This is a genomic window from [Pantoea] beijingensis (genome assembly GCF_022647505.1).
In the GTDB taxonomy this organism is placed as follows: Bacteria; Pseudomonadota; Gammaproteobacteria; order Enterobacterales; family Enterobacteriaceae; genus Erwinia; species Erwinia beijingensis.
Genome location: NZ_CP071409.1, coordinates 1,546,132 through 1,565,752, shown reverse-complemented (window position 1 = coordinate 1,565,752; position 19,621 = coordinate 1,546,132). Strand labels below are relative to the sequence as shown.

Annotated in this window: 18 protein-coding genes; 4 read left to right on the top strand and 14 right to left on the bottom strand. The window is 39.4% G+C overall.

All coding sequences use genetic code 11. The features are described from left to right. Nucleotides 1-3 precede the first annotated feature (3 nt). The 3 genes from hisA to hisIE are packed head-to-tail and all read left to right on the top strand — an operon-like array spanning nt 4 to nt 2,107. The gene (gene hisA / locus J1C60_RS06985) at nt 4-741 is read left to right on the top strand and encodes a 1-(5-phosphoribosyl)-5-[(5-phosphoribosylamino)methylideneamino]imidazole-4-carboxamide isomerase (protein WP_128178837.1); all 738 of its coding nucleotides are present in this window, start codon (nt 4-6) and stop codon (nt 739-741) included. After that, entirely contained in the window at nt 723-1,499 is a 777-nt protein-coding gene (gene hisF, locus J1C60_RS06980; protein ID WP_128178836.1) for an imidazole glycerol phosphate synthase subunit HisF, read from the top strand. The genes hisA and hisF overlap by 19 nt, the downstream gene beginning before the upstream one ends. Continuing rightward, nucleotides 1,493-2,107: a bifunctional phosphoribosyl-AMP cyclohydrolase/phosphoribosyl-ATP diphosphatase HisIE gene (gene hisIE, locus J1C60_RS06975; protein ID WP_128178835.1), complete on the top strand. Its 615-nt coding sequence runs from the start codon at nt 1,493-1,495 to the stop codon at nt 2,105-2,107. The genes hisF and hisIE overlap by 7 nt, the downstream gene beginning before the upstream one ends. Before the next feature lie 191 nt (nt 2,108-2,298). Here hisIE and wzzB read toward each other — a convergent pair whose 3' ends face one another. The 11 genes from wzzB to galF form a co-directional block, all read right to left on the bottom strand. After that, entirely contained in the window at nt 2,299-3,321 is a 1,023-nt protein-coding gene (gene wzzB, locus J1C60_RS06970; protein ID WP_128178834.1) for an LPS O-antigen chain length determinant protein WzzB, read from the bottom strand. A gap of 250 nt (nt 3,322-3,571) precedes the next feature. Continuing rightward, complete coding sequence (gene gndA / locus J1C60_RS06965) at nt 3,572-4,978, bottom strand: NADP-dependent phosphogluconate dehydrogenase (RefSeq protein ID WP_128178833.1); 1,407 nt, start codon at nt 4,976-4,978, stop codon at nt 3,572-3,574. A 398-nt stretch (nt 4,979-5,376) separates the two neighbouring features. Continuing rightward, a complete protein-coding gene (gene galE / locus J1C60_RS06960; RefSeq protein ID WP_128178832.1) occupies nt 5,377-6,393 on the bottom strand; it encodes a UDP-glucose 4-epimerase GalE in 1,017 nt (338 codons plus the stop codon). Between the two features lie 11 nt (nt 6,394-6,404). After that, the gene (locus J1C60_RS06955) at nt 6,405-7,061 is read right to left on the bottom strand and encodes a glycosyltransferase family 32 protein (RefSeq protein ID WP_128178831.1); all 657 of its coding nucleotides are present in this window, start codon (nt 7,059-7,061) and stop codon (nt 6,405-6,407) included. Then, the gene (locus J1C60_RS06950; protein ID WP_128178830.1) at nt 7,058-7,921 is read right to left on the bottom strand and encodes a glycosyltransferase family 2 protein; all 864 of its coding nucleotides are present in this window, start codon (nt 7,919-7,921) and stop codon (nt 7,058-7,060) included. The genes J1C60_RS06955 and J1C60_RS06950 overlap by 4 nt, the downstream gene beginning before the upstream one ends. Next, nucleotides 7,903-9,162: an oligosaccharide flippase family protein gene (locus J1C60_RS06945; protein WP_268967047.1), complete on the bottom strand. Its 1,260-nt coding sequence runs from the start codon at nt 9,160-9,162 to the stop codon at nt 7,903-7,905. Before J1C60_RS06945 ends, J1C60_RS06950 begins: the two co-directional genes overlap by 19 nt. Nucleotides 9,163-9,213: 51 nt before the next feature. Beyond that, a complete protein-coding gene (locus tag J1C60_RS06940; protein WP_164877300.1) occupies nt 9,214-10,479 on the bottom strand; it encodes an EpsG family protein in 1,266 nt (421 codons plus the stop codon). Then, entirely contained in the window at nt 10,466-11,287 is an 822-nt protein-coding gene (locus J1C60_RS06935) for a hypothetical protein (protein ID WP_128178827.1), read from the bottom strand. The genes J1C60_RS06940 and J1C60_RS06935 overlap by 14 nt, the downstream gene beginning before the upstream one ends. 1 nt (nt 11,288) lies before the next feature. Continuing rightward, nucleotides 11,289-12,041 (bottom strand): glycosyltransferase family 2 protein, encoded by a 753-nt coding sequence (locus tag J1C60_RS06930; RefSeq protein WP_128178826.1) that lies wholly within the window; start codon nt 12,039-12,041, stop codon nt 11,289-11,291. A gap of 588 nt (nt 12,042-12,629) precedes the next feature. Further along, nucleotides 12,630-13,643, bottom strand: a complete 1,014-nt coding sequence (gene galE / locus J1C60_RS06925) for a UDP-glucose 4-epimerase GalE (protein ID WP_128178825.1) — start codon at nt 13,641-13,643, stop codon at nt 12,630-12,632. A 50-nt stretch (nt 13,644-13,693) separates the two neighbouring features. After that, nucleotides 13,694-14,590 (bottom strand): UTP--glucose-1-phosphate uridylyltransferase GalF, encoded by an 897-nt coding sequence (gene galF, locus J1C60_RS06920; protein WP_128178824.1) that lies wholly within the window; start codon nt 14,588-14,590, stop codon nt 13,694-13,696. Nucleotides 14,591-14,978: 388 nt separating this feature from the next. On the opposite strand from galF, the gene J1C60_RS06915 reads away from it, so the two are divergent. Further along, the gene (locus J1C60_RS06915; protein ID WP_128178823.1) at nt 14,979-16,043 is read left to right on the top strand and encodes an acyltransferase family protein; all 1,065 of its coding nucleotides are present in this window, start codon (nt 14,979-14,981) and stop codon (nt 16,041-16,043) included. Between the two features lie 90 nt (nt 16,044-16,133). Here the strand turns inward: J1C60_RS06915 and J1C60_RS06910 are convergent, their stop codons facing one another. Genes J1C60_RS06910 through J1C60_RS06900 form a run of 3 tightly spaced genes read right to left on the bottom strand, consistent with a single transcriptional unit; the run spans nt 16,134 to nt 19,571 of the window. Beyond that, nucleotides 16,134-17,135, bottom strand: coding sequence for a glycosyltransferase (locus J1C60_RS06910; RefSeq protein ID WP_128178822.1), 1,002 nt, complete (start codon nt 17,133-17,135; stop codon nt 16,134-16,136). After that, nucleotides 17,132-18,079: a polysaccharide pyruvyl transferase family protein gene (locus J1C60_RS06905; RefSeq protein WP_128178821.1), complete on the bottom strand. Its 948-nt coding sequence runs from the start codon at nt 18,077-18,079 to the stop codon at nt 17,132-17,134. The genes J1C60_RS06910 and J1C60_RS06905 overlap by 4 nt, the downstream gene beginning before the upstream one ends. Before the next feature lie 16 nt (nt 18,080-18,095). Beyond that, a complete protein-coding gene (locus tag J1C60_RS06900; protein WP_128178820.1) occupies nt 18,096-19,571 on the bottom strand; it encodes an MOP flippase family protein in 1,476 nt (491 codons plus the stop codon). Nucleotides 19,572-19,621: the final 50 nt, after the last annotated feature.

The following is a 19,621-nucleotide window of genomic DNA, read 5'->3' as shown; positions in this document are numbered from 1 at the left end:
CCCATGATTATTCCCGCTTTAGATTTAATTGATGGCAACGTGGTCCGTTTGCATCAGGGGGATTATGGTCAACAACGCGATTACGGCAGCGATCCGTTGCCACGCCTGCAGGATTACCAGCGTCAGGGTGCGCAGTTACTGCACCTGGTTGATTTGACCGGTGCAAAAGATCCTGCCGCGCGGCAAATCCCGCTGCTGAAAACCCTGCTGTCAGGTGTGACGGTGCCGGTTCAGGTTGGCGGCGGAATTCGTACTCAGGCGGATGTAGAAGCGTTACTTTCCGCTGGTGCGACCCGGGTGGTGGTCGGTTCAACGGCAGTGAAACAGCCGGAAGAAGTGCAACGCTGGTTTCGTTTATATGGTGCGGATGCCATTGTGCTGGCACTGGATGTCCGCATTGATGGCGCAAATCGTAAGGAAGTGGCCATCAGCGGCTGGCAGGAAGCGGCAGGAATTACCCTGGAAGAGGTTATTGAGCAATACCTTCCGGTTGGCCTGAAGCATGTGCTCTGCACCGATATTTCCCGCGATGGTACGCTGGCAGGCTCCAACGTTGCCCTTTACCAGGAGATCGCCGCCCGCTATCCTGGCATCGCGTTCCAATCGTCCGGCGGTATTGGCTCACTGGCTGATATCGCGGCGCTGCGCCACAGCGGTGCGCAAGGCGTGATTGTCGGACGCGCGCTGCTGGAAGATAAATTTACGGTAACGGAGGCAATTTCATGCTGGCAAAACGGATAATTCCCTGCCTGGATGTGCGCGATGGTCAGGTTGTTAAAGGGGTACAGTTCCGCAATCATGAAATTATCGGTGATATTGTACCGCTTGCGCAGCGTTATGCTGAAGAAGGCGCCGATGAGCTGGTCTTCTACGACATCACCGCCTCTTCCGATGGTCGTGTAGTAGATAAAAGCTGGGTGTCGCGTGTCGCTGAGGTTATCGATATCCCCTTTTGCGTTGCCGGCGGCATCAAGACGGCTGACGATGCGGCGCAAATTCTCTCTTTTGGCGCAGACAAAATTTCCATTAACTCCCCGGCACTTGCCGATCCGGAGTTAATTACCCGACTCGCCGATCGTTTTGGCGTGCAGTGTATTGTGGTCGGTATCGATACCTGGTTTGACGAGCAAACGGGAAAATATCATGTTAATCAATATACCGGCGATGAAACACGTACGCGTGTCACCCAGTGGGAAACGTTTGATTGGGTAAAGGAAGCGCAGATACGCGGTGCAGGTGAAATCGTATTAAATATGATGAACCAGGACGGCGTGCGTAACGGTTACGATCTTACGCAGCTAAGAAAAGTGCGAGAAGTGTGTAAAGTGCCGCTGATTGCATCAGGCGGTGCGGGCACAATGACACATTTTTACGAAGCGTTTCATGACGCTAACGTCGATGGTGCCCTTGCGGCTTCTGTTTTTCACAAACAAATTATCAACATCGGCGAGCTGAAACAGTTCCTGATCGAAAAAGGTGTGGAGATTCGCGCGTGTTAACACAACAACAATTAACCGAGCTGGACTGGGTGAAAACTGATGGCATGATGCCGGCGATCGTACAGCACCATGTATCCGGTGAAGTGCTGATGCATGGCTATATGAACCCGGAAGCGCTGGAGAAAACGCTGCGTGAAGGAAAAGTGACGTTATTCTCCCGCACTAAGCAACGCCTGTGGACCAAAGGTGAAACCTCCGGCCATTTTCTCAATGTGGTCAGCATGACCCCTGATTGTGACAACGATACATTGCTGATACTGGCGAACCCTATTGGGCCAACCTGCCATCGCGGTACTTCAAGCTGCTTTTCACCGGCCGCGTCTGACTGGACCTTTCTTTATCAGCTGGAGCAACTGCTGGCAGAACGTAAGCATGCCGATCCCGCCAGTTCCTATACGGCAAAACTGTATGCCAGCGGTACTAAGCGGATTGCGCAAAAGGTGGGAGAGGAAGGTGTGGAAACGGCGCTGGCTGCAACGGTTAACGATCGCCACGAATTGACCAATGAGGCAGCCGATCTAATTTATCATTTATTGGTACTACTGCAGGATCAAGATCTTGATTTCAGTACGGTGATTGAGAATCTTCGTCAACGGCACAGTAAATAATTGACATCTATCCCCTAAATAATTCGCGTTGCAGGGCGGCGGCAAGCGCAGGCATCCCCGGGAACTGACTCAAGTAAGTGATCGGGGTAACTAAACGCAGCCAACAAACCTGCGACTTGAAGTATGACGGGGATATATTCTTTAAACGCAGAACGGGCACCGCTAAGGTGCCCGTTTATATAGCTTAAATATTACGACATCTGCTTACGTTGACGATAAGTCTGCGTCATATTGCGACCCAGTACGATGCCAGAACCGATAATGCCACCCAGCATAACAGAAAGAATTAAGGTTAACGCCCGCTTCGGACTATCGCGACGAAACGGTAAATCCGGCTGCATGATGTAGCGGAATGACTGCAGATTATCCACCTGGATCTTAAGGTTGTTAATCAAAAATAGCGCACGTTGCGTATTATAATAGTTATCATCAAGCACCAGAGGTTTGGTTGCTTCATTCGTAATCATCGCCTGCAGGGCCTTGGCTCCCAACAGATAAAGCGTATCATCGGATAAAAACTCTGCCTGTCGCAGCGGGGATTCCGTAATATTTGAATCCTGCGCCACTTTTACTGCCTGCTTAATCACATCAATGCGCTTTTGTTTCTTATCCGCTGCCACACGCTCTTGCGCCGCGAGAGACTCGGCAAGTTCGCGGGCTTTAACGGATAAGTTACGTTTGATATCCGCGCCATAATCATCAACTACATCATCATTAACTCGCTTGATATAGTGAGTCAGCATGGTTTGTGCTTCTTTCGCGCTGACAGCACTAAATCTAATGCTTAACGGATCGTCACGTCCCACAGTCACCGGTTCAGCAACAAGGTTAAGCGGTTCTTCCTGATTTTGTAGCTCGCCCGACAGCGCAGAAATCGAGGCGCTAAAACGGCTAAATAGCTGTCTTTGAAGGTCGGCAATAGCCAATTTGTCCTGCGGATACTGCGAGTAGAGCACATTAAGCGCAGCATTATAATTAGCAACCTGGCCAGCACTTGGCTGCGTAAGGATAGCCTCGGATGTCCATTTTTCTTTAGCCGTAAACAAATAAATCACAGCAAGGATGATCATGATAACCACGGCAGAGATAATAATTTTCTTACCACTCCATAGCTGAGCAATGATATCCAGCAGGTCAAGCTCATCATCATGGTTATAAAAAGTCTGACGGAGCAACGATTGGTCCTCAGGTGTCACGTTTTTTTCTTGGCTCATAAGATAGGTAAGCTCAACTTAAAATAAAAAATATAATCCAATCTGCTCCCATCATCATTGAAATACCTGCGAATAGACTTATCCGAGGAAGTCACCCGAAGGATGATGTGAATCAATGAGATATGGAGTATCAAAATTACAGGGAAGTGGAAACAACCAGAGAAGATAACCTGATATAAGGTTACAGATTAGGGGAATAATCTGTAAAGTAAAAAACCTCCCGCTTAGCGGGAGGTTAGCAGCATGCGTACTAGTCCAGCCATTCCGTATGGAATACACCGTCTTTATCAGTGCGTTTATAGGTATGGGCGCCGAAGTAATCACGCTGTGCCTGGATCAAGTTGGCAGGCAATACCGCAGAGCGATAGCTATCGTAGTAGGCGATAGCAGCAGAGAACGTAGGGGTTGGGATACCATTTTGAACCGCATAGGCCACTACATCACGCAGTGCCTGCTGATACTCGTCAGCGATATTTTTAAAGTATGGCGCTAACAGCAGATTGGCAATATTTGCATTATCCGCATAGGCATCAGTGATTTTTTGCAGGAATTGAGCACGGATAATACAACCTGCACGGAAGATCTTCGCAATTTCACCGTAATGCAGATCCCAGTTGTTCTCATCAGAAGCCGCTTTCAACTGTGAAAAACCCTGAGCATAAGAAACGATTTTACCCAGATAAAGCGCGCGGCGTACTTTCTCAATAAATTCGGCCTTATCACCTGCGAATGGCTTCACGGCAGGACCGGTAAGCACTTTAGATGCGGCAACACGCTGCGCCTTCAGTGAAGAAAGGTAACGAGCAAAAACGGATTCAGTAATCAGAGACAGCGGTTCACCCAAATCGAGGGAGCTCTGGCTCGTCCATTTACCGGTGCCTTTGTTAGCCGCTTCATCAAGGATCACGTCAACCAGATATTTACCGTCTTCATCTTTCTTAGTGAAAATATCTTTAGTGATGTCAATCAGGTAGCTGCTTAGCTCACCTTCATTCCACTCACTGAAGGTTTTCGCTAAATCATCATTGCTCAGATTGAGTGCACCTTTCAGCAGCGAATACGCCTCAGCAATCAGCTGCATATCTCCATATTCAATACCGTTATGCACCATCTTCACATAATGGCCTGCACCGTCTGGGCCGATATAGGCCACGCAGGCTTCACCTTCTGCGCGAGCGGCAATTTTATCAAGGATTGGTGCGACCAGTTCATAGGCCTCTTTTTGTCCACCAGGCATGATAGAAGGACCTTTAAGAGCCCCTTCCTCGCCGCCGGACACACCCGTACCGATAAAGTTAAAACCTTGTTCAGAAAGTTCTTTATTACGACGAATGGTATCTTTATAGAAGGTGTTACCGCCATCAATCAGGATGTCACCTTTATCAAGATGTGGAGTCAGCGACGCGATAGTTTTGTCGGTAGGCTCACCAGCCTGCACCATCAGCAGGATACGACGTGGCTTTTCCAGTGAATCAACGAACTCTTCAATAGAGTAATGCGGAACGAGGTTCTTACCTGGATTTTCAGCCACGACCTCGTCAGTTTTTTCACGTGAGCGGTTGAAGATAGAGACAGAATAGCCGCGGCTCTCGATGTTAAGAGCCAGATTGCGGCCCATTACAGCCATACCTACAACGCCGATCTGTTGCTTGGACATTACCTACTCCTGTCGTATTGGTTTTTACAATATTGCTATAGATAAAACGCATGATACCTATCGTATCTAAAAAACGTTAAATTGATATAGCAATAGGTGTGATAGATAATTTAACACTTAACGTAATGTGCGATAAAGCGATGGGATACAGCATTCGAACGTTGACGCGGAATAACAGCTGATTACAAAAAATTAATCCCAGGGAACAAAAAATAAGCAAAGAAAAAGAATACGGTAAGATGCGTGTTCAGCATCCAACGAGAGCAGAAATCAGCAGCCGAAAAAATCATCAACATGAGCAAAAAAAAAGCTTATCTTTAATTTTGCTATTGAATAACGAATATTACTCCAAATCGCGTCAGAATCAGGGAAAAATTAATCAGATAAAAATCGCAGATTCAAATATAACCATCCGGATTTTGCTGCTGCCACTTCCAACCATCAGCCAGCATTGTCGCAAGATCCCGCTGCGCTTTCCAGTTAAGTTCTGTGTTCGCCTTGTTAGGATCCGACCAACATTCAGCTACATCCCCTTTCCGTCTTTCGCTCATTTCAACGTTCAATGTAGTACCACTGATTTTTTTGAATGTATTGACTACATCAAGTACCGAATATCCCTTTCCGGTACCAAGATTGTAAGTATAGAAACCGGGGCCAGGATCTTTTCTGAGAGCAGCAACATGGCCCTCAGCTAAATCCATAACATGAATGTAGTCTCTTACTCCCGTACCATCATGTGTTGGATAATCGGTGCCATATACTTTTAACGCCGGGAGCTTACCAATTGCCACCTGATAAATAAAAGGTATCAGATTATTAGGGATCCCACACGGATCCTCTCCGATAACGCCTGATTCATGCGCACCAACAGGATTAAAATAACGAAGATTAATTACTGTTTTATCTGAATATGCAGAAGTGAAATCCTTTAACAACTGCTCGCAAAATAATTTGGAACTACCATAAGGATTAGTCGTTCCGCCAACTTTCGCATTTTCATTTAAAGGTATAAATTCTGGGGGACCATATACGGTGGCTGATGAGCTGAATATAATCTTATTAACATTATACTCTTTCATGCATTTTAGAATATTGATCGTGGCAGTGAAGTTATTATCGTAATATTCCAATGGACTGTGTATAGATTGCGACACAGACTTTAATCCGGCGAAATGAATAATTGTATGAATATTATTACGCTGAAAAATCTCTCTCAGCCCCTCTAAGTTACATACATCCAGTGTATGAAAAAAGAAGCTTCTTTTCGCGAGGGTCTGTACTCTCTCATTAACTTTTATAGAGGAGTTAGCATAGTTATCGATCACGATAATCTTTTCTTTGCTATTTGCTTCCGCAAGTGCAATCAACGTGTGAGAACCAATATATCCAGCTCCCCCGGTTACAAGAATAGTCATGTGGCCCTCTTTTATGCTTTGCTTGTTTTTTTAAATAAAGTACGTTTCACTTTATTAAAAATTCGCTCAGGGATAGATGGTTTCCAGGAATAATTCCAGTGATGAATCGCATGGGTATTCGGAGTAATATCACTAAACATCAAATTTTTAACAGGATACGCAAAGGGATTATATGGATAAAAGAAATCTCTTTCATAAACATTAATTTTAAAGCTATTTTTTTTATAAACTTCATTCATTATTTTAGGAATAGGAATAAAATCAGAACGCATAGACTCCAATACAGCATCCAAACAAGCCGCGATGAAATCATTGTTTTTTTCAGCGCCAATAATGGCAGCATTAATATAACGCTCAGATTCTTTACCTAAAAAACACTCATTATCAAGAAAACGTGATAATGACTTGGTCACTTCCATATCCGTGTCAAGATAAATCCCACCATATTTATATAGAAGATCAAGTCTTGCAACATCAGAGCAATAAGCCCATTTTTTATTTTTCAACGCTTTTATATATGAAGGATCAGTATTATTATAGTTGCTTTCGTTCCAGTAGATTATTTCATATTCTGGTAAGTTTTTTTTCCACGACTCTATGCATTTTTTTTCAAGAGCAGGAAACTCATTACCACCAAACCAGATGCAATGTATAGTTTTGGGGATCATTTTTTCACCAACTTCAGTTTTAAAAACATCAAAAACAAGATAGCAAGAAAGAAGACAAAGCGCATCTTTCTAATTCCAGAACCGACTCTAATTATGTTTTTCAAATTACTGACAGGAATGAAGTGATAGGCAGCTTGTTTATAAACATCTAACGTCACTTTTTTCAAAGTTAAATTAGACATAACAAAACAGAAAGTCCCAGAAACATTTTTCTTCAGCAATGGGAAATAACCAGCAGTTAAACCGCCAGGCAAATACTCACCTGCATAAATTACCTTATTTATTACAACGGCCTGGCTTTTTCCTTCATCGAAAATCTGATTCCAGATAAAGGACTCAGTGACAAATTTTTCATCAGGATATTCAGGGAAAGGGTAATTTTTCATAACTGAGGTTCTTACGATATAGGCTTTATCCCCTTTCATTGATACCAGATCTTCGGTGTGCAAATTCTTATTTTTTGTTTTAACTTGCTGCCCTATTAATTTCAGCTCTTGATTAGCTTTTAGAAAAATATACCCATCAATATCAGATTCAGAAGAAAAGATTGCATCCTGAATCAGTTCACACGCTTCAGGCACTAGCCAGTCATCACTGTCGAGAATAAAAACCCACTCCCCAGCAGATTCTGCAACACCTAGATTGATAGCAGTATGCTTACCACCATTTTTTTTAGTCAACACTTTTACTGGAAATTTATCACTATGAAACTGAGATTTAATATCTAAAAAGTGATCAGTTGAGCCATCATTAATAATGATCCACTCAAAATTAAAAAGGGTTTGGTTCTGTAATGAAGCGAAAACATTTTTAAGTAAGTCTGCTCTATTATAAACAGGCGTCATGATTGAAATAAGCATTTTACCCTTTTAAAGTCTTTTATGAACAAAGATGGGAAAATAAAGTATTTAAATGAATAAAGCTGGCTGATTAGAATTTTATGCGTTCGGGTAACAAATACAAAAAAAAGCAAGTTGGCTATAAAATATGATAAAAGTGAAACATAAGAAGCGCCTGTTGCTCCATACTTGGGTATCACAAACCAGTTAACGATGACATTAAATAATGCGGCTATAAATGTTTTTGCTATATCCAGATTAATTTCATTATTTGCATAAAGCCATTTTGAAGAGAAAGCCCCCATAAATACGAATACACTTGACCAAATATGGATGGAGAGAACATGGTAAGCAGCGCGCATATCAGAACCGTAGAGAAATGTGATCATGTACTGGCCGAATATCATGACAACAATAGAAGCAAATACCGTTAAAAATAGTACAACACCAGTCATCCATCTCAACATTAGCATACTGGATGCCGGATCATTTTTGATACCAACAATTTTCGGGAAAAAAGCATTTGCAATAATGCCAGCAACAAAAAACCAGATGGTTGAAATCCTCAACGCTGCATTGAAAATCCCAACCTCATCTACACCGACAAGTTTTTCCAGTAAGAGAGTATCTGCCTGAACGAAAATAGCGACACTGAGAGTCGAAATTATAAGTTTACTACCAATCTTGAAATACATCAGAGAAGTTGAACGCTCAAAGGCCCATGCTACCTTTTTCTTAAAGAAAATAAAATAGATGGCAATAGCAATAATACATTGAATAAAATAGTAAATTGCGAGCGCATAAAAAATACTTTCGGTTTTAAACTGAACCAGGGTATAAGTTATACTGAAAGATATAAGTATCGACGATATAATGGTCACAGCGCGATATTTTGACTCTACAAGTGCTGAGTAATGCCAAAATATCGTCTTAGCAAAAATACTAAAAAAATTAGATAAAACAAAAACCAAATAAAAAAGCACTCCTCTCTCGATATTGTTATAAAACGTTATAACTATAAAAAAGAAAATGAGTGAATAAACAGCCATACCTATAATTTGAATAAAAAACGCTGAACCAATCTCTTTGCCAGCACCATCATTGTTTTCAACAATACGTTTGATTACAACAATATCGATACCTAACATAAAAACAGACATTAGAATTTGCGAAAGATTATTTATCGTTGACCATGACCCAAGAGTGTTCAGATCATAAAGACGTTTTATCGAAGAGAAGACATAAAGCTGAAATACCAACATCGATACTCTGTCACCTAACATCCAGAGTAAGTTAAGTATATATTTTTTCATCTACTGGCTCGAGTTGTTCCCGTTATTTAGATAATGGATGCCATCTAACAAAGAGTGACTAAAATAATCCCCTATCTGATAAATGTTAGAAGTTATTGGTTTGTTATTAAAAAAAGTATAATCATTCCCTTTTCTTTCAATAACACTCATCGCGTACAAGAAAGGCACTAAATTAACAAGGAGGAAGACAACATTTTTACAATATAAAACTTTACGGGATTGTTCAGATGCATAGATAACAAACAGAAACACTGCAGGGTATGAAAATAGAATCATACCTAATCGGTTGGGTACAGCAGGGAAAGGTAGTGTAAAATAAAACATGAATATTTCTTTTATCAGCAAAAAATAAACAACAATATTTCTCTGCTCAATTTTCCTGATAAAAAACAAAATAATAAAAAGATTTACTGTAGTTACCATGACATAGGGTAATGGCAATAATGAATACTGACTATTACTAATAACATTTAATGTCTTGTCAAAAAGGAGTTTCCCTACAGGGGAAAAATATAAAAACACCACCAACATTCCAGCTATAAGCAAGAAAAGGACTAAAGCCTTTATTATGCGCTGAACATTGTCAATTTTTTTTCCGTATGTCTTAGCAAAAAGATAAACACCTATATTAACGATTGCAGAGATATGAGACATAAAACTAAGACAAAAATAAACCCACCTTAACTTTCTATTTTTTACGCAAAAAACACCATAAAGAAATAAGACAACTGATAAATTTTGTCTCAGGAAGTATGAAAGTGATTCCATGAATCCAAGTGACAGAAAAACGGTACAGAATAGCATCAAACCGAATCTGGAGTTTATTTTCCTGCATATCAAAAAAATATAACTGAAAATTATGCCATAAATTGCGACGAGTAAAGCTTGATCGTTACCATTACTTAAATACCCTACGCATTTCATTATCACTAAAATTAATATTTCAACACCATAGCCAAACCGTGGATAAGCGAATATATCAATTAACCCATTATTAACTTGATGATATACGTTAATATACTCAGCAAGGTCTGAAAAAGGCTGTAAACTGGCATAGAATGAAATAGCTACAATTAGCACGGGAATAGAAAATAAATAACGAAAACGGGCATCAAAAACAGGTGATAATATACCAACAAAAATAAGAAAAAAAAGCGGAGACAAAAAAATTAAAACTAAACCAGCTGTAAGGTAAAGAAGATTTGAAAAATTATAGAATTTATTTTTGTCATCAGATACTAATACTCTATTATTAAGGTTTTCCACAGCCAACATATCCTTTAATCATTAATGTCAAGGCATTACCTGCAGAAATATTTTTCTTATAGCTTGTAGGCAAGCAGAATTTTTTTGCCCAAAAAAGTAGCAACATAAAAAAACCTTGAAACGTATTGAAACATCGTCTGAAGAGTGCACCTCTTGACATAACCATGTCCGGATTAGAATACAGCAAAAGACCGGTACTCTCGATCGGGTGAATAGTAACCGCAACGGGTACGAATTTAATATCCTGTCCGGCTTTTTTAATATCACAGAGTAATACAGCCTCTTCACCAACTGGATATAATGCACCTAATCCAAAATTATTATCGAATGAAATATTCGCTTCTTTGATAAGTGTCAGATTCAAACACATTTCAATTGATGAAACTTTAAATACATCCAGTCCATCTAAATAAAAATCTCGATTCCTGTATTTTTTTCTCGGCATCCCTTCCTTGGTCACACTCATTATCTGAAAATGTTCATTAGTTTTATTTTTAATCAACAAAGACTGGAGAAATTCGAGTCCTTCAAGACAATATTCAACATCATCATCGCTCACGATCAGATAATCATACCCAGACTCAATTGCCGTCATAAGCAGGATGTTTCTGCTTCTACTTAATCCTTTTTCATACTTAACCACAATACGTATTGATGATTCAGCTTCAAGAAAATTATATTTATACTCTTCTTTGTTTGTTACTTGATGGCATATAATCACATCAAATTTATCAGACAGGTTTTTAATTTTCGGTAGTAACAGTAAAATCCCATCATTCATAGTAGAAATACCGATTACAATTCGCATATCATCCCCTTAGAATAGCTCTTAGAGCATAATTCATGAAGCAATAGCAACTTTTAAAAAAACCGATACTTTCGACATCGCGATATATTTGCCACTGTCTCATCGCTTTTTTAAGCTTATTCCTTGATATTGACCCAGTGACTATTCTATATTTAGTCAAAGGTTCTTTTAGCAAGTAAGCTGTCTTATTTTCCCGCAGTATCTTCAGCCAAAAAGCATAGTCTTGACCTGTTCTGAGTAAGGGCATTTTCATATCTGAAATGATGTGGTTTTTTATCATTACCGTCGAACACCCCAAAGTCGCCTTCTTACACAGCATATCCTCATACGTGAAGGAGTCTTTCGGGTTATCAAGATCAACGTGTACGGCAGCATGTACGCCATCTTCTTTTATGACTGAATAGGCTGTAAATGAAAACTCATAGTTACCTGAAAGCATAAACTTCAATTGTTTATCAAGTTTGGTAGACTCCCATAGATCATCGCTATCAATGAATGCAATAAAATCACCACTTGCATTCTCGATGGCTCTATTTCTGCTAACTGCTGCGCCCATATTCTTTTCGTTATTGAGTACAGTCAACCTTGGGTCATTTCTTTTAAGCTCGCGTAATAAACCTAAGCTATTATCGAGAGAGCAATCATCTACAATTATCCACTCCCAGTTCCCATAGGTTTGACTAGCTAGATTCTCATACAGTTTCGCGATAAACCGTTCAGAATTATATGTAGCAGTAACTATTGTTATTTTCACTTTTAAAATTTCCTTTCAATCACACAATGTTCGTTATCACTACACTCCGTCACAACCGGAGGAACATCGCATAACCCTTTCTAATTTTATTTTTATTGACTTATATAAACTGAAGCATAGATATGTACTTATTAGGAGATCCTTGTGATTTGAGCCTTGCCATCAAAACCACACTTCGTTACTTTTTAGCAGAATAGGTGGCAAAACCATTATAACTTCAAGATTGATGAGGATATTTTTCCGGAAAATCAATAAAAAACCATGCTACCGCCCTTGGCTTTCAGCAACCAATTGCTGTAGGAAAATTAGCAAAGTGATACACATACTAAGGCTTAGCTGCACAAACGCCGTTTGATGTTCACACCTTTAAAACAGCGCGCAATTGTCTTACTAACAAGAGATGGAAACAAGTATAGTCGTAATTGTTTTGTCAGGCATAAAAAAATAAGCTTATTTAACAACCAGTTAAACCAAGTTAATACCATAAACACAGCATTCGACCATAGATTTTATCGGCTTACCATATGCTGACACTAAAAACAAAAAGCCCTTCCCGGTTAGCCGGGAAGGGCTTCTAATGATAACGATTTATTTATAACCATTCGGGTTTTTAGACTGCCAGTTCCAGGTATCGCGCATCATCTCATCAATACCCCGAGTCACACACCAGCCCAACTCTTTCTTTGCCAGCGTAGCATCCGCCCAAAATGCGGCCAAGTCTCCCTGTCGGCGGGGGGAGATTTGGTAAGCAATGACCTTACCTGATGCTCTCTCGAAAGCTCTCACCATTTCAAGGACAGAATAACCTTTTCCCGCACCAAGATTATAAGCCTTATAGCCGTCAATCAATGACAGGTGATCAAGTGCTTTCAAATGCCCCTCAGCCAGGTCGACTACGTGGATATAATCGCGAACACCTGTACCATCCTCAGTATCATAATCATCACCGAAGATACCCAATTTTTCCAGTCGACCAATTGCTACTTGTGCAATATAGGGCAAGAGATTATTTGGAATTCCATTTGGATCTTCACCAATATCGCCTGACTCATGCGCGCCAACAGGATTGAAATAGCGCAATGCGATAGCTTTGAAACGCGAGTCAGCCTGAGCACAATCTTGCATAACTTGTTCAACCATCAGCTTGGATGTGCCATACGGACTCGTCGTGCCACCGATTGGCGTTGTCTCAACATAGGGCACTGGAGCATTCGCTCCGTATACTGTTGCAGAAGAGCTGAAAATAAACCGGAAGATGCCCGCCGTTCTCATCTCTTCCAACAACACGACCGTTCCGGAAACATTATTCTCATAATATTCTAATGGCTTACGTGTCGATTCACCAACGGCCTTAAGTCCTGCAAAATGGATTACCGAAGAGATATCGTTGCTTGCAAAAATGTCACGCAAACAGGCTCGGTCGAGGATATCCCCCTCACAGAAAGTCACTTTTTTTCCAGCGAGTTTTTCAACCCTGTTTAGCGACTCACGTGAGGCATTGCTCAGATTATCAAGCACCACGACATCGTCACCGCGCTCTAACAGAGCCAGTACCGTATGGGAACCGATGTAGCCAGCCCCTCCCGTTACTAAAATAGCCATTTATGCTCCTTCTGCCACGCAACAGGACGGGCGGATAAGGTTGTTAAGAGTTATTTTCCCAACAGTTTCTGGATCCGTGAACGGAATTCACGTCCCTGCTCATTATTACGCAGGCCATAGGAAACAAACGCCTGCATATAGCCTAATTTACGTCCGCAGTCGAAACTACGCCCTGTCATTAAGCATGCATCCACCGGTTTTTTCTTACTCAGGTTTGCAATGGCGTCGGTGAGCTGGAAACGCCCCCATGCGCCAGGCTCAAGGTTTTCAAGCTCATGCCAGATATCGCTGGAAAGTACATAACGGCCCACGGCGGCCACATCTGAATCAAGGGATTCAGGATGCTCTGGCTTTTCTATATATTCAGTAATAGTACTGATATCACCCGGGTTAGCGAGACGTTTTTCGGTCACAATGACGGAATATTCAGAGAGATCAGCGTCAGTCATATGCCGGGCTAAAACCTGACTAGTCCCCGTCTCTTCGAAGCGGGCCACCATAGCGGCAAGATTATAGCGCAGATGATCGGCAGTGGAGTCATCCAGTAAAACATCAGGAAGGACAACGACAAAAGGGTTATCACCAATCATAGGACGCGCGCAAAGAACGGAATGTCCTAACCCTAAAGGCTGTGCCTGCCTTACGTTCATAATAGTGACACCAGGCGGGCAGATTGACTGAACTTCACTCAGCAACTGACGCTTAACACGTGCCTCAAGTAACGCCTCAAGCTCATATGTCGTATCGAAGTGGTTTTCTACTGCATTCTTCGACGCGTGTGTGACCAGCACAATTTCCTTTATGCCCGCTGCAACACATTCATCGATGATATATTGAATCATCGGCTTATCAACGATGGGCAGCATCTCTTTAGGAATGGCTTTAGTCGCAGGGAGCATATGCATGCCCAGGCCCGCAACGGGGATAACTGCTTTAAGCTTGGTCATAGTTTTTCCATGTGGTGGTGTAATGATACTGCGTTATTCTGCATTAAAAGCATGATCACCAAGTATAATCTTATTCTGAAAAAAAGCATTGTTAAAGAAAAAATCCTATCAAAAACATGCTAAAACAGCCACCTCAGGAACCAAGGCTAATTTAAAAACAAATTAAAAATATCACTAAGATAAGGGAATAAGCAGAAAGTGTTAAATATCATCAATTGCAAAAAACAACCCTATTTCACCATTATTGCCAACCTATGAATAACAAATTAATAAGTAACCCATACTATTAGCTATATCTATAAGTAAAAAAACACATCACTTTCTCTAATTAGGTATTTTTCCTAAAATCACAAAAAAAAAACTGTTAATGTGATAAATAACTAAACACATGATATCATTTAAATATGTACATTACTTGAGAATACATATGATTTATTCAGTTCAGTACCTGAGAGGCATCGCGGCATTAATGGTCGTTCTGCATCACATAGCAATTAAAGGAAGTCAATATGATATAAGCGCGTTAAATTATTTTCATGTTGGTTACTTTGGCGTGGATCTTTTTTTTATTATTTCAGGGTATATCATGTGTCATACTACTGCAAATAAGAAAATAACATTCAGCAAGTTCATGGGCGCACGAATTAGCAGAATAATGCCTCTATATTGGGTAGTAACCTCTTTAGCCTTTATTATTTTTATCGTAAAGCCCGATATTGTGAATAGCGGCGGCGGAACAACAAGCGTATGGGCTTCTTATATTCTTGCTCCTACTGGAGATCGATTCCTCGTTGATAACGGATGGACGCTTAGTTATGAGTTCTTCTTTTATTTTATTTTTGGTTGTACATTAATGCTTAAAACAGAAAATCGCGGATTTATAATCGGATGCATTATCTGGATGTTAGTTGCTGTAGGGCTATACATACACCCAGAAACTTCTTGGGGAAAGTTCAGTACTAATGTATTACTGCTTGAATTTTTGATGGGGATATGTGCTTTTAATATTTTAAGAAGAAACAATATAAATAACACCATAGCAATAATACTTATTATTACAGGTCTAACTATACTCATTGCAGAAAACTCTTTAGGAACTATTACTACTCCTTTTCATAGAGCGATTTCAGGAGGAGTACCAATGCTAATGATATTTCTCGGCATGGTAAGTTTCGAAAAGAAATTGATGAAAAATAAAAATATTATTTTAAATTTCACTGAAAAGCTAGGCAACTCATCATATTCACTTTATCTTATACATCCATTTATTTTAAGTCCGGCCGCAATAGTTTCCAAAAAAATGGGAATAACAGACTATCCATGGATCTTTACGTCTATATTATTGCTTGGTGCAATTATAGCTGGATGGATCTGTTATTTATATATAGAGACACCATTAACGAAAATTGTCAAAAAACATCTAGAGCGTAGAATTAGTATAAAAGTGGGTTAAAGAAAAACCGACCAATAAGATACTAATTCACTCTAAATTATAATTTAGAAATGAATATATATTGGTCGGTTTGATTAAATTACATACTATTCATTTTATAGTTAGCACTCTAGTTTTACGCAACAAAAAACGTAAAACCCTATAAGAAAAGAAATTAATTTCCGCCATACGAGTCAACACGTTATGATATTTATTTTTTACTTTGCTAGACTCTTTTCGTGTTTCTGCACACAGTGTTTCACCAAGTTCTTTTTCAACCTGAATAATGTTAATAAGATTATTAATAATCCTCTGTTCTAAATTCTTACGACTTATCATATTATGGCTCGTAGCTGAAATGACTTCAACTGCCTCGATACTACGTATATATCCAATGATATTTTTTTCAGAACGACGGGTCTGCATAATAGATCCTGCGCGAACTCTTCGGCGAAAAAAAACACTATCAGTAACTACGGTTTTACCAGCAGAGAAAAAAAGTCTTGGAGTAAACTCCTCATCCTCATGAATAATAGGTTTAAAAAACAGGTCATTCTGAGTCTGGATTCTCCGTTTATAAATATATAACCATGCATTTGGAAAGAAGAGCTCTTTAAGTGATAATGCGTTAAATGCATCCTCTCCACACTCAAAAGTATCCTCTATCTCTCGCCGATAACGCGGCAATTTAACTTGTAGCTCAAGATCTGACTGAACAATATCGTCGACAAAAGATTCAGCAGAAAAGGCATAAATTTCAATATCAGGGTCTTTATAGAATTGTTTATTAAATTCTGCAATTAAATTCAATTCAAGCAAATCATCAGAATCAAAATAGTAAATAAAATCACCGTTTGCCGCACGTGTACCAACGTTACGGGCCTCACCTAACCCCTGATTTATTGTATGAATAATATTAACATTAGAAAGATGCCCGTAATGTTTTTCAACTAAATCACCTGAGTTATCTGTTGAACCATCATTTACAATAATTATTTCAAATGGTTTTACCGTTTGGTTAATAACTGAATCTATTGCCAACAATACATACTTATTGACATTATATACAGGAATAATAACAGAGAGTTTTGGGGATGCGATCTTCTCATTCATAGCATAATTAACTCACAGTCTGGCACTTTACTTGTCCATGCATCAAAATAAGTAGAATTTTTCCCATACGAATTATCTAACAATCTAGTTTTAACACCAAGTAGACAACATAAGATATGACCATGCATCCGTGAAGTAACAACAGTCTCATGAGACATGAAATATTTGTTGACTCGCTCAACGAGCTTGTCTGTGTAGCTATCCCAGAGAACAACAGTAGGGACTAAGCCACTCCGCAGAAGTTTATTAAATCGCTCCATATTATCTAATATTTTCATTACATTTCGATCTTTATCTGAACAGATATCTTCCCAATCTTCGTATCCAGAAATACCAGGAACACCTTGGAGTCCGGATATATTCGTTTCTTCTATATCTTTCCTAATCATCCAAAGTGTATCTCTCATAATATTATTTTCTTTTTGTTTTGGGAAAACATCCCATAAAGAATGGGCCATATCAGGACAAAGTATAACTTCATCACAAAAGTTTTCTCTCAATATTTTCTGGCTACGCGTATCACGGCAAAAAATTGTTAAATTTTCATGCTGACGTATAACACTTGCGGATCTCTCCAATGCATTACTATCTTTAAAATGTACTGTTTGAGGTAAAAAAACAACTTTGTGCTTTGGGAATTTTTTAACAACAGCTTCTCTTAGTATTTGATGATGTCTATAAAGATCACCGAAGTTACCCCCACCATGTAATAAAATAATTACATCATCCGGCAGATTATTTACCTCTTGAACATATTTAAGACTACTTTTGTCAGTCCTCCGCGCTAAGACCTGATACTCTCTTTCTTTGAAAAATTGTTCCGTACCTTTATAAATCAATAAGTCACCGACATTTAAATGTAAAGGAATATCAAGATAGACAACTTTACTACCGCGAGGAACGATATTGTCAATGACAGATAGCTTATCTTTTAAAATACTCATGTAATGCATAATTATTTTACGCCCTTATAAGTCGACGAATTTTTGGACTTTTAGAAATTTGATTTTTAACTTCAAAAATAAAGGGATTCTTACTAAACAACAATGTTATTACAAATGTCATTACCCCCCCTAAAATTTGTAAAATTAAAATTATGGCTACAGGCGGACTAAAGTAAGTAGCAAAACCAATCCCCCAAGCAACAATCACTGTAGGAATTGTTAATTTGAACGGGAGCCAAATACTATTAACATATTCTCTATAACTCTCACCTAAAACTGGTTTGATCAGAACAAAATAGCTGAGATAAGTATTAATTATTTGGACAATCAAAAAGCCAAATGATGCGCCCAACCCCCCGCCTAAATGAGCACCAAGCCAAATACTTGGCGCGAAGAGAAATAATTTAAAAACATTAAATTTAAAACTAATATCAACGCGCGCTTTTGCCATTAACAATGAGCCAATAGGGTTACCTATCGAGCGTAATAATCCAACAATACATAACACTTGTAAGATAGGTGTAATAAATAGCCATTTTTCGCCAAAAATAAAAAGCACAAAATTTTCAGCTACTACCATTAATCCAAGTAAAGCCGGAAAGTTCAATAACCCAACAAGCGAAAGTAATTTATAAAAATTTTCTCTAAGTTTCACCCGATCGTCTTGTATTTTGGAAAATGCAGGGAAAAGCACTCTTGTAATAATAGGATTGAGCCTTGTTGGGGGGACTACTGCGACATTAAAAGCAAGGTTATACCCTCCTGCCACAACCGCACCGAGTGATCTTGAAAGTACAACTGTCGCAATATTTGAGTTCAGTTGGTTAACTAGTCCGTCAGCAGTTAAATATGCCCCAAATTTTAAATTCGATGAAATAGATTTGTAGTTAAAAAGTAGACGTGGAGAATATTCCTTACGTCCTACCCAAGAGAAAAGTATCGTTCTAATTAACACCATACAGAGGTATCCCCACATCGCCGTAATGGCTAATGGATAAAACACAGCAGAGACCATTGTAACAGTGAAGCCAATTATAATTGCAGTTGTCTCAATAAAACCTATCTTTGAAAATTCAAGTTCTTTTTGCAATAAAGCACGAAATTGTTGCCCATGAGGAATTATAAGAAAAGCAAAAGCAAGCGTCTGAATCAAAGATTGTAGGTCGGGTTGGTGCAGTATAATTGCTATTTTATGACTAAAAGAAAAAGTAAAGAGAAAAACCAATATTCCAATGATGATATTAAACCAGTATAACGTTGATAACTGAGAATCAGTTAATTCCTTACGTTGTATGATTGAATTTGAAATTCCGAAATCAGCTAGTGTATCCGCTATTAAAATAACAACCATTGCAATGGTCAGCAGACCGAACTGATGTGGCTCTATAATATGTGCCAGAAGTGTCATCTGTAAAAAACTAATACCGATACTTGCTACTGTCGAGATTGCTGACCACTTAGCACCTTTCACGGTTTTATCTCTGAGGCTCATAAACTCTTCTTTATCAATTATATTTCAGTAACCCTAACATCAGCGATGCA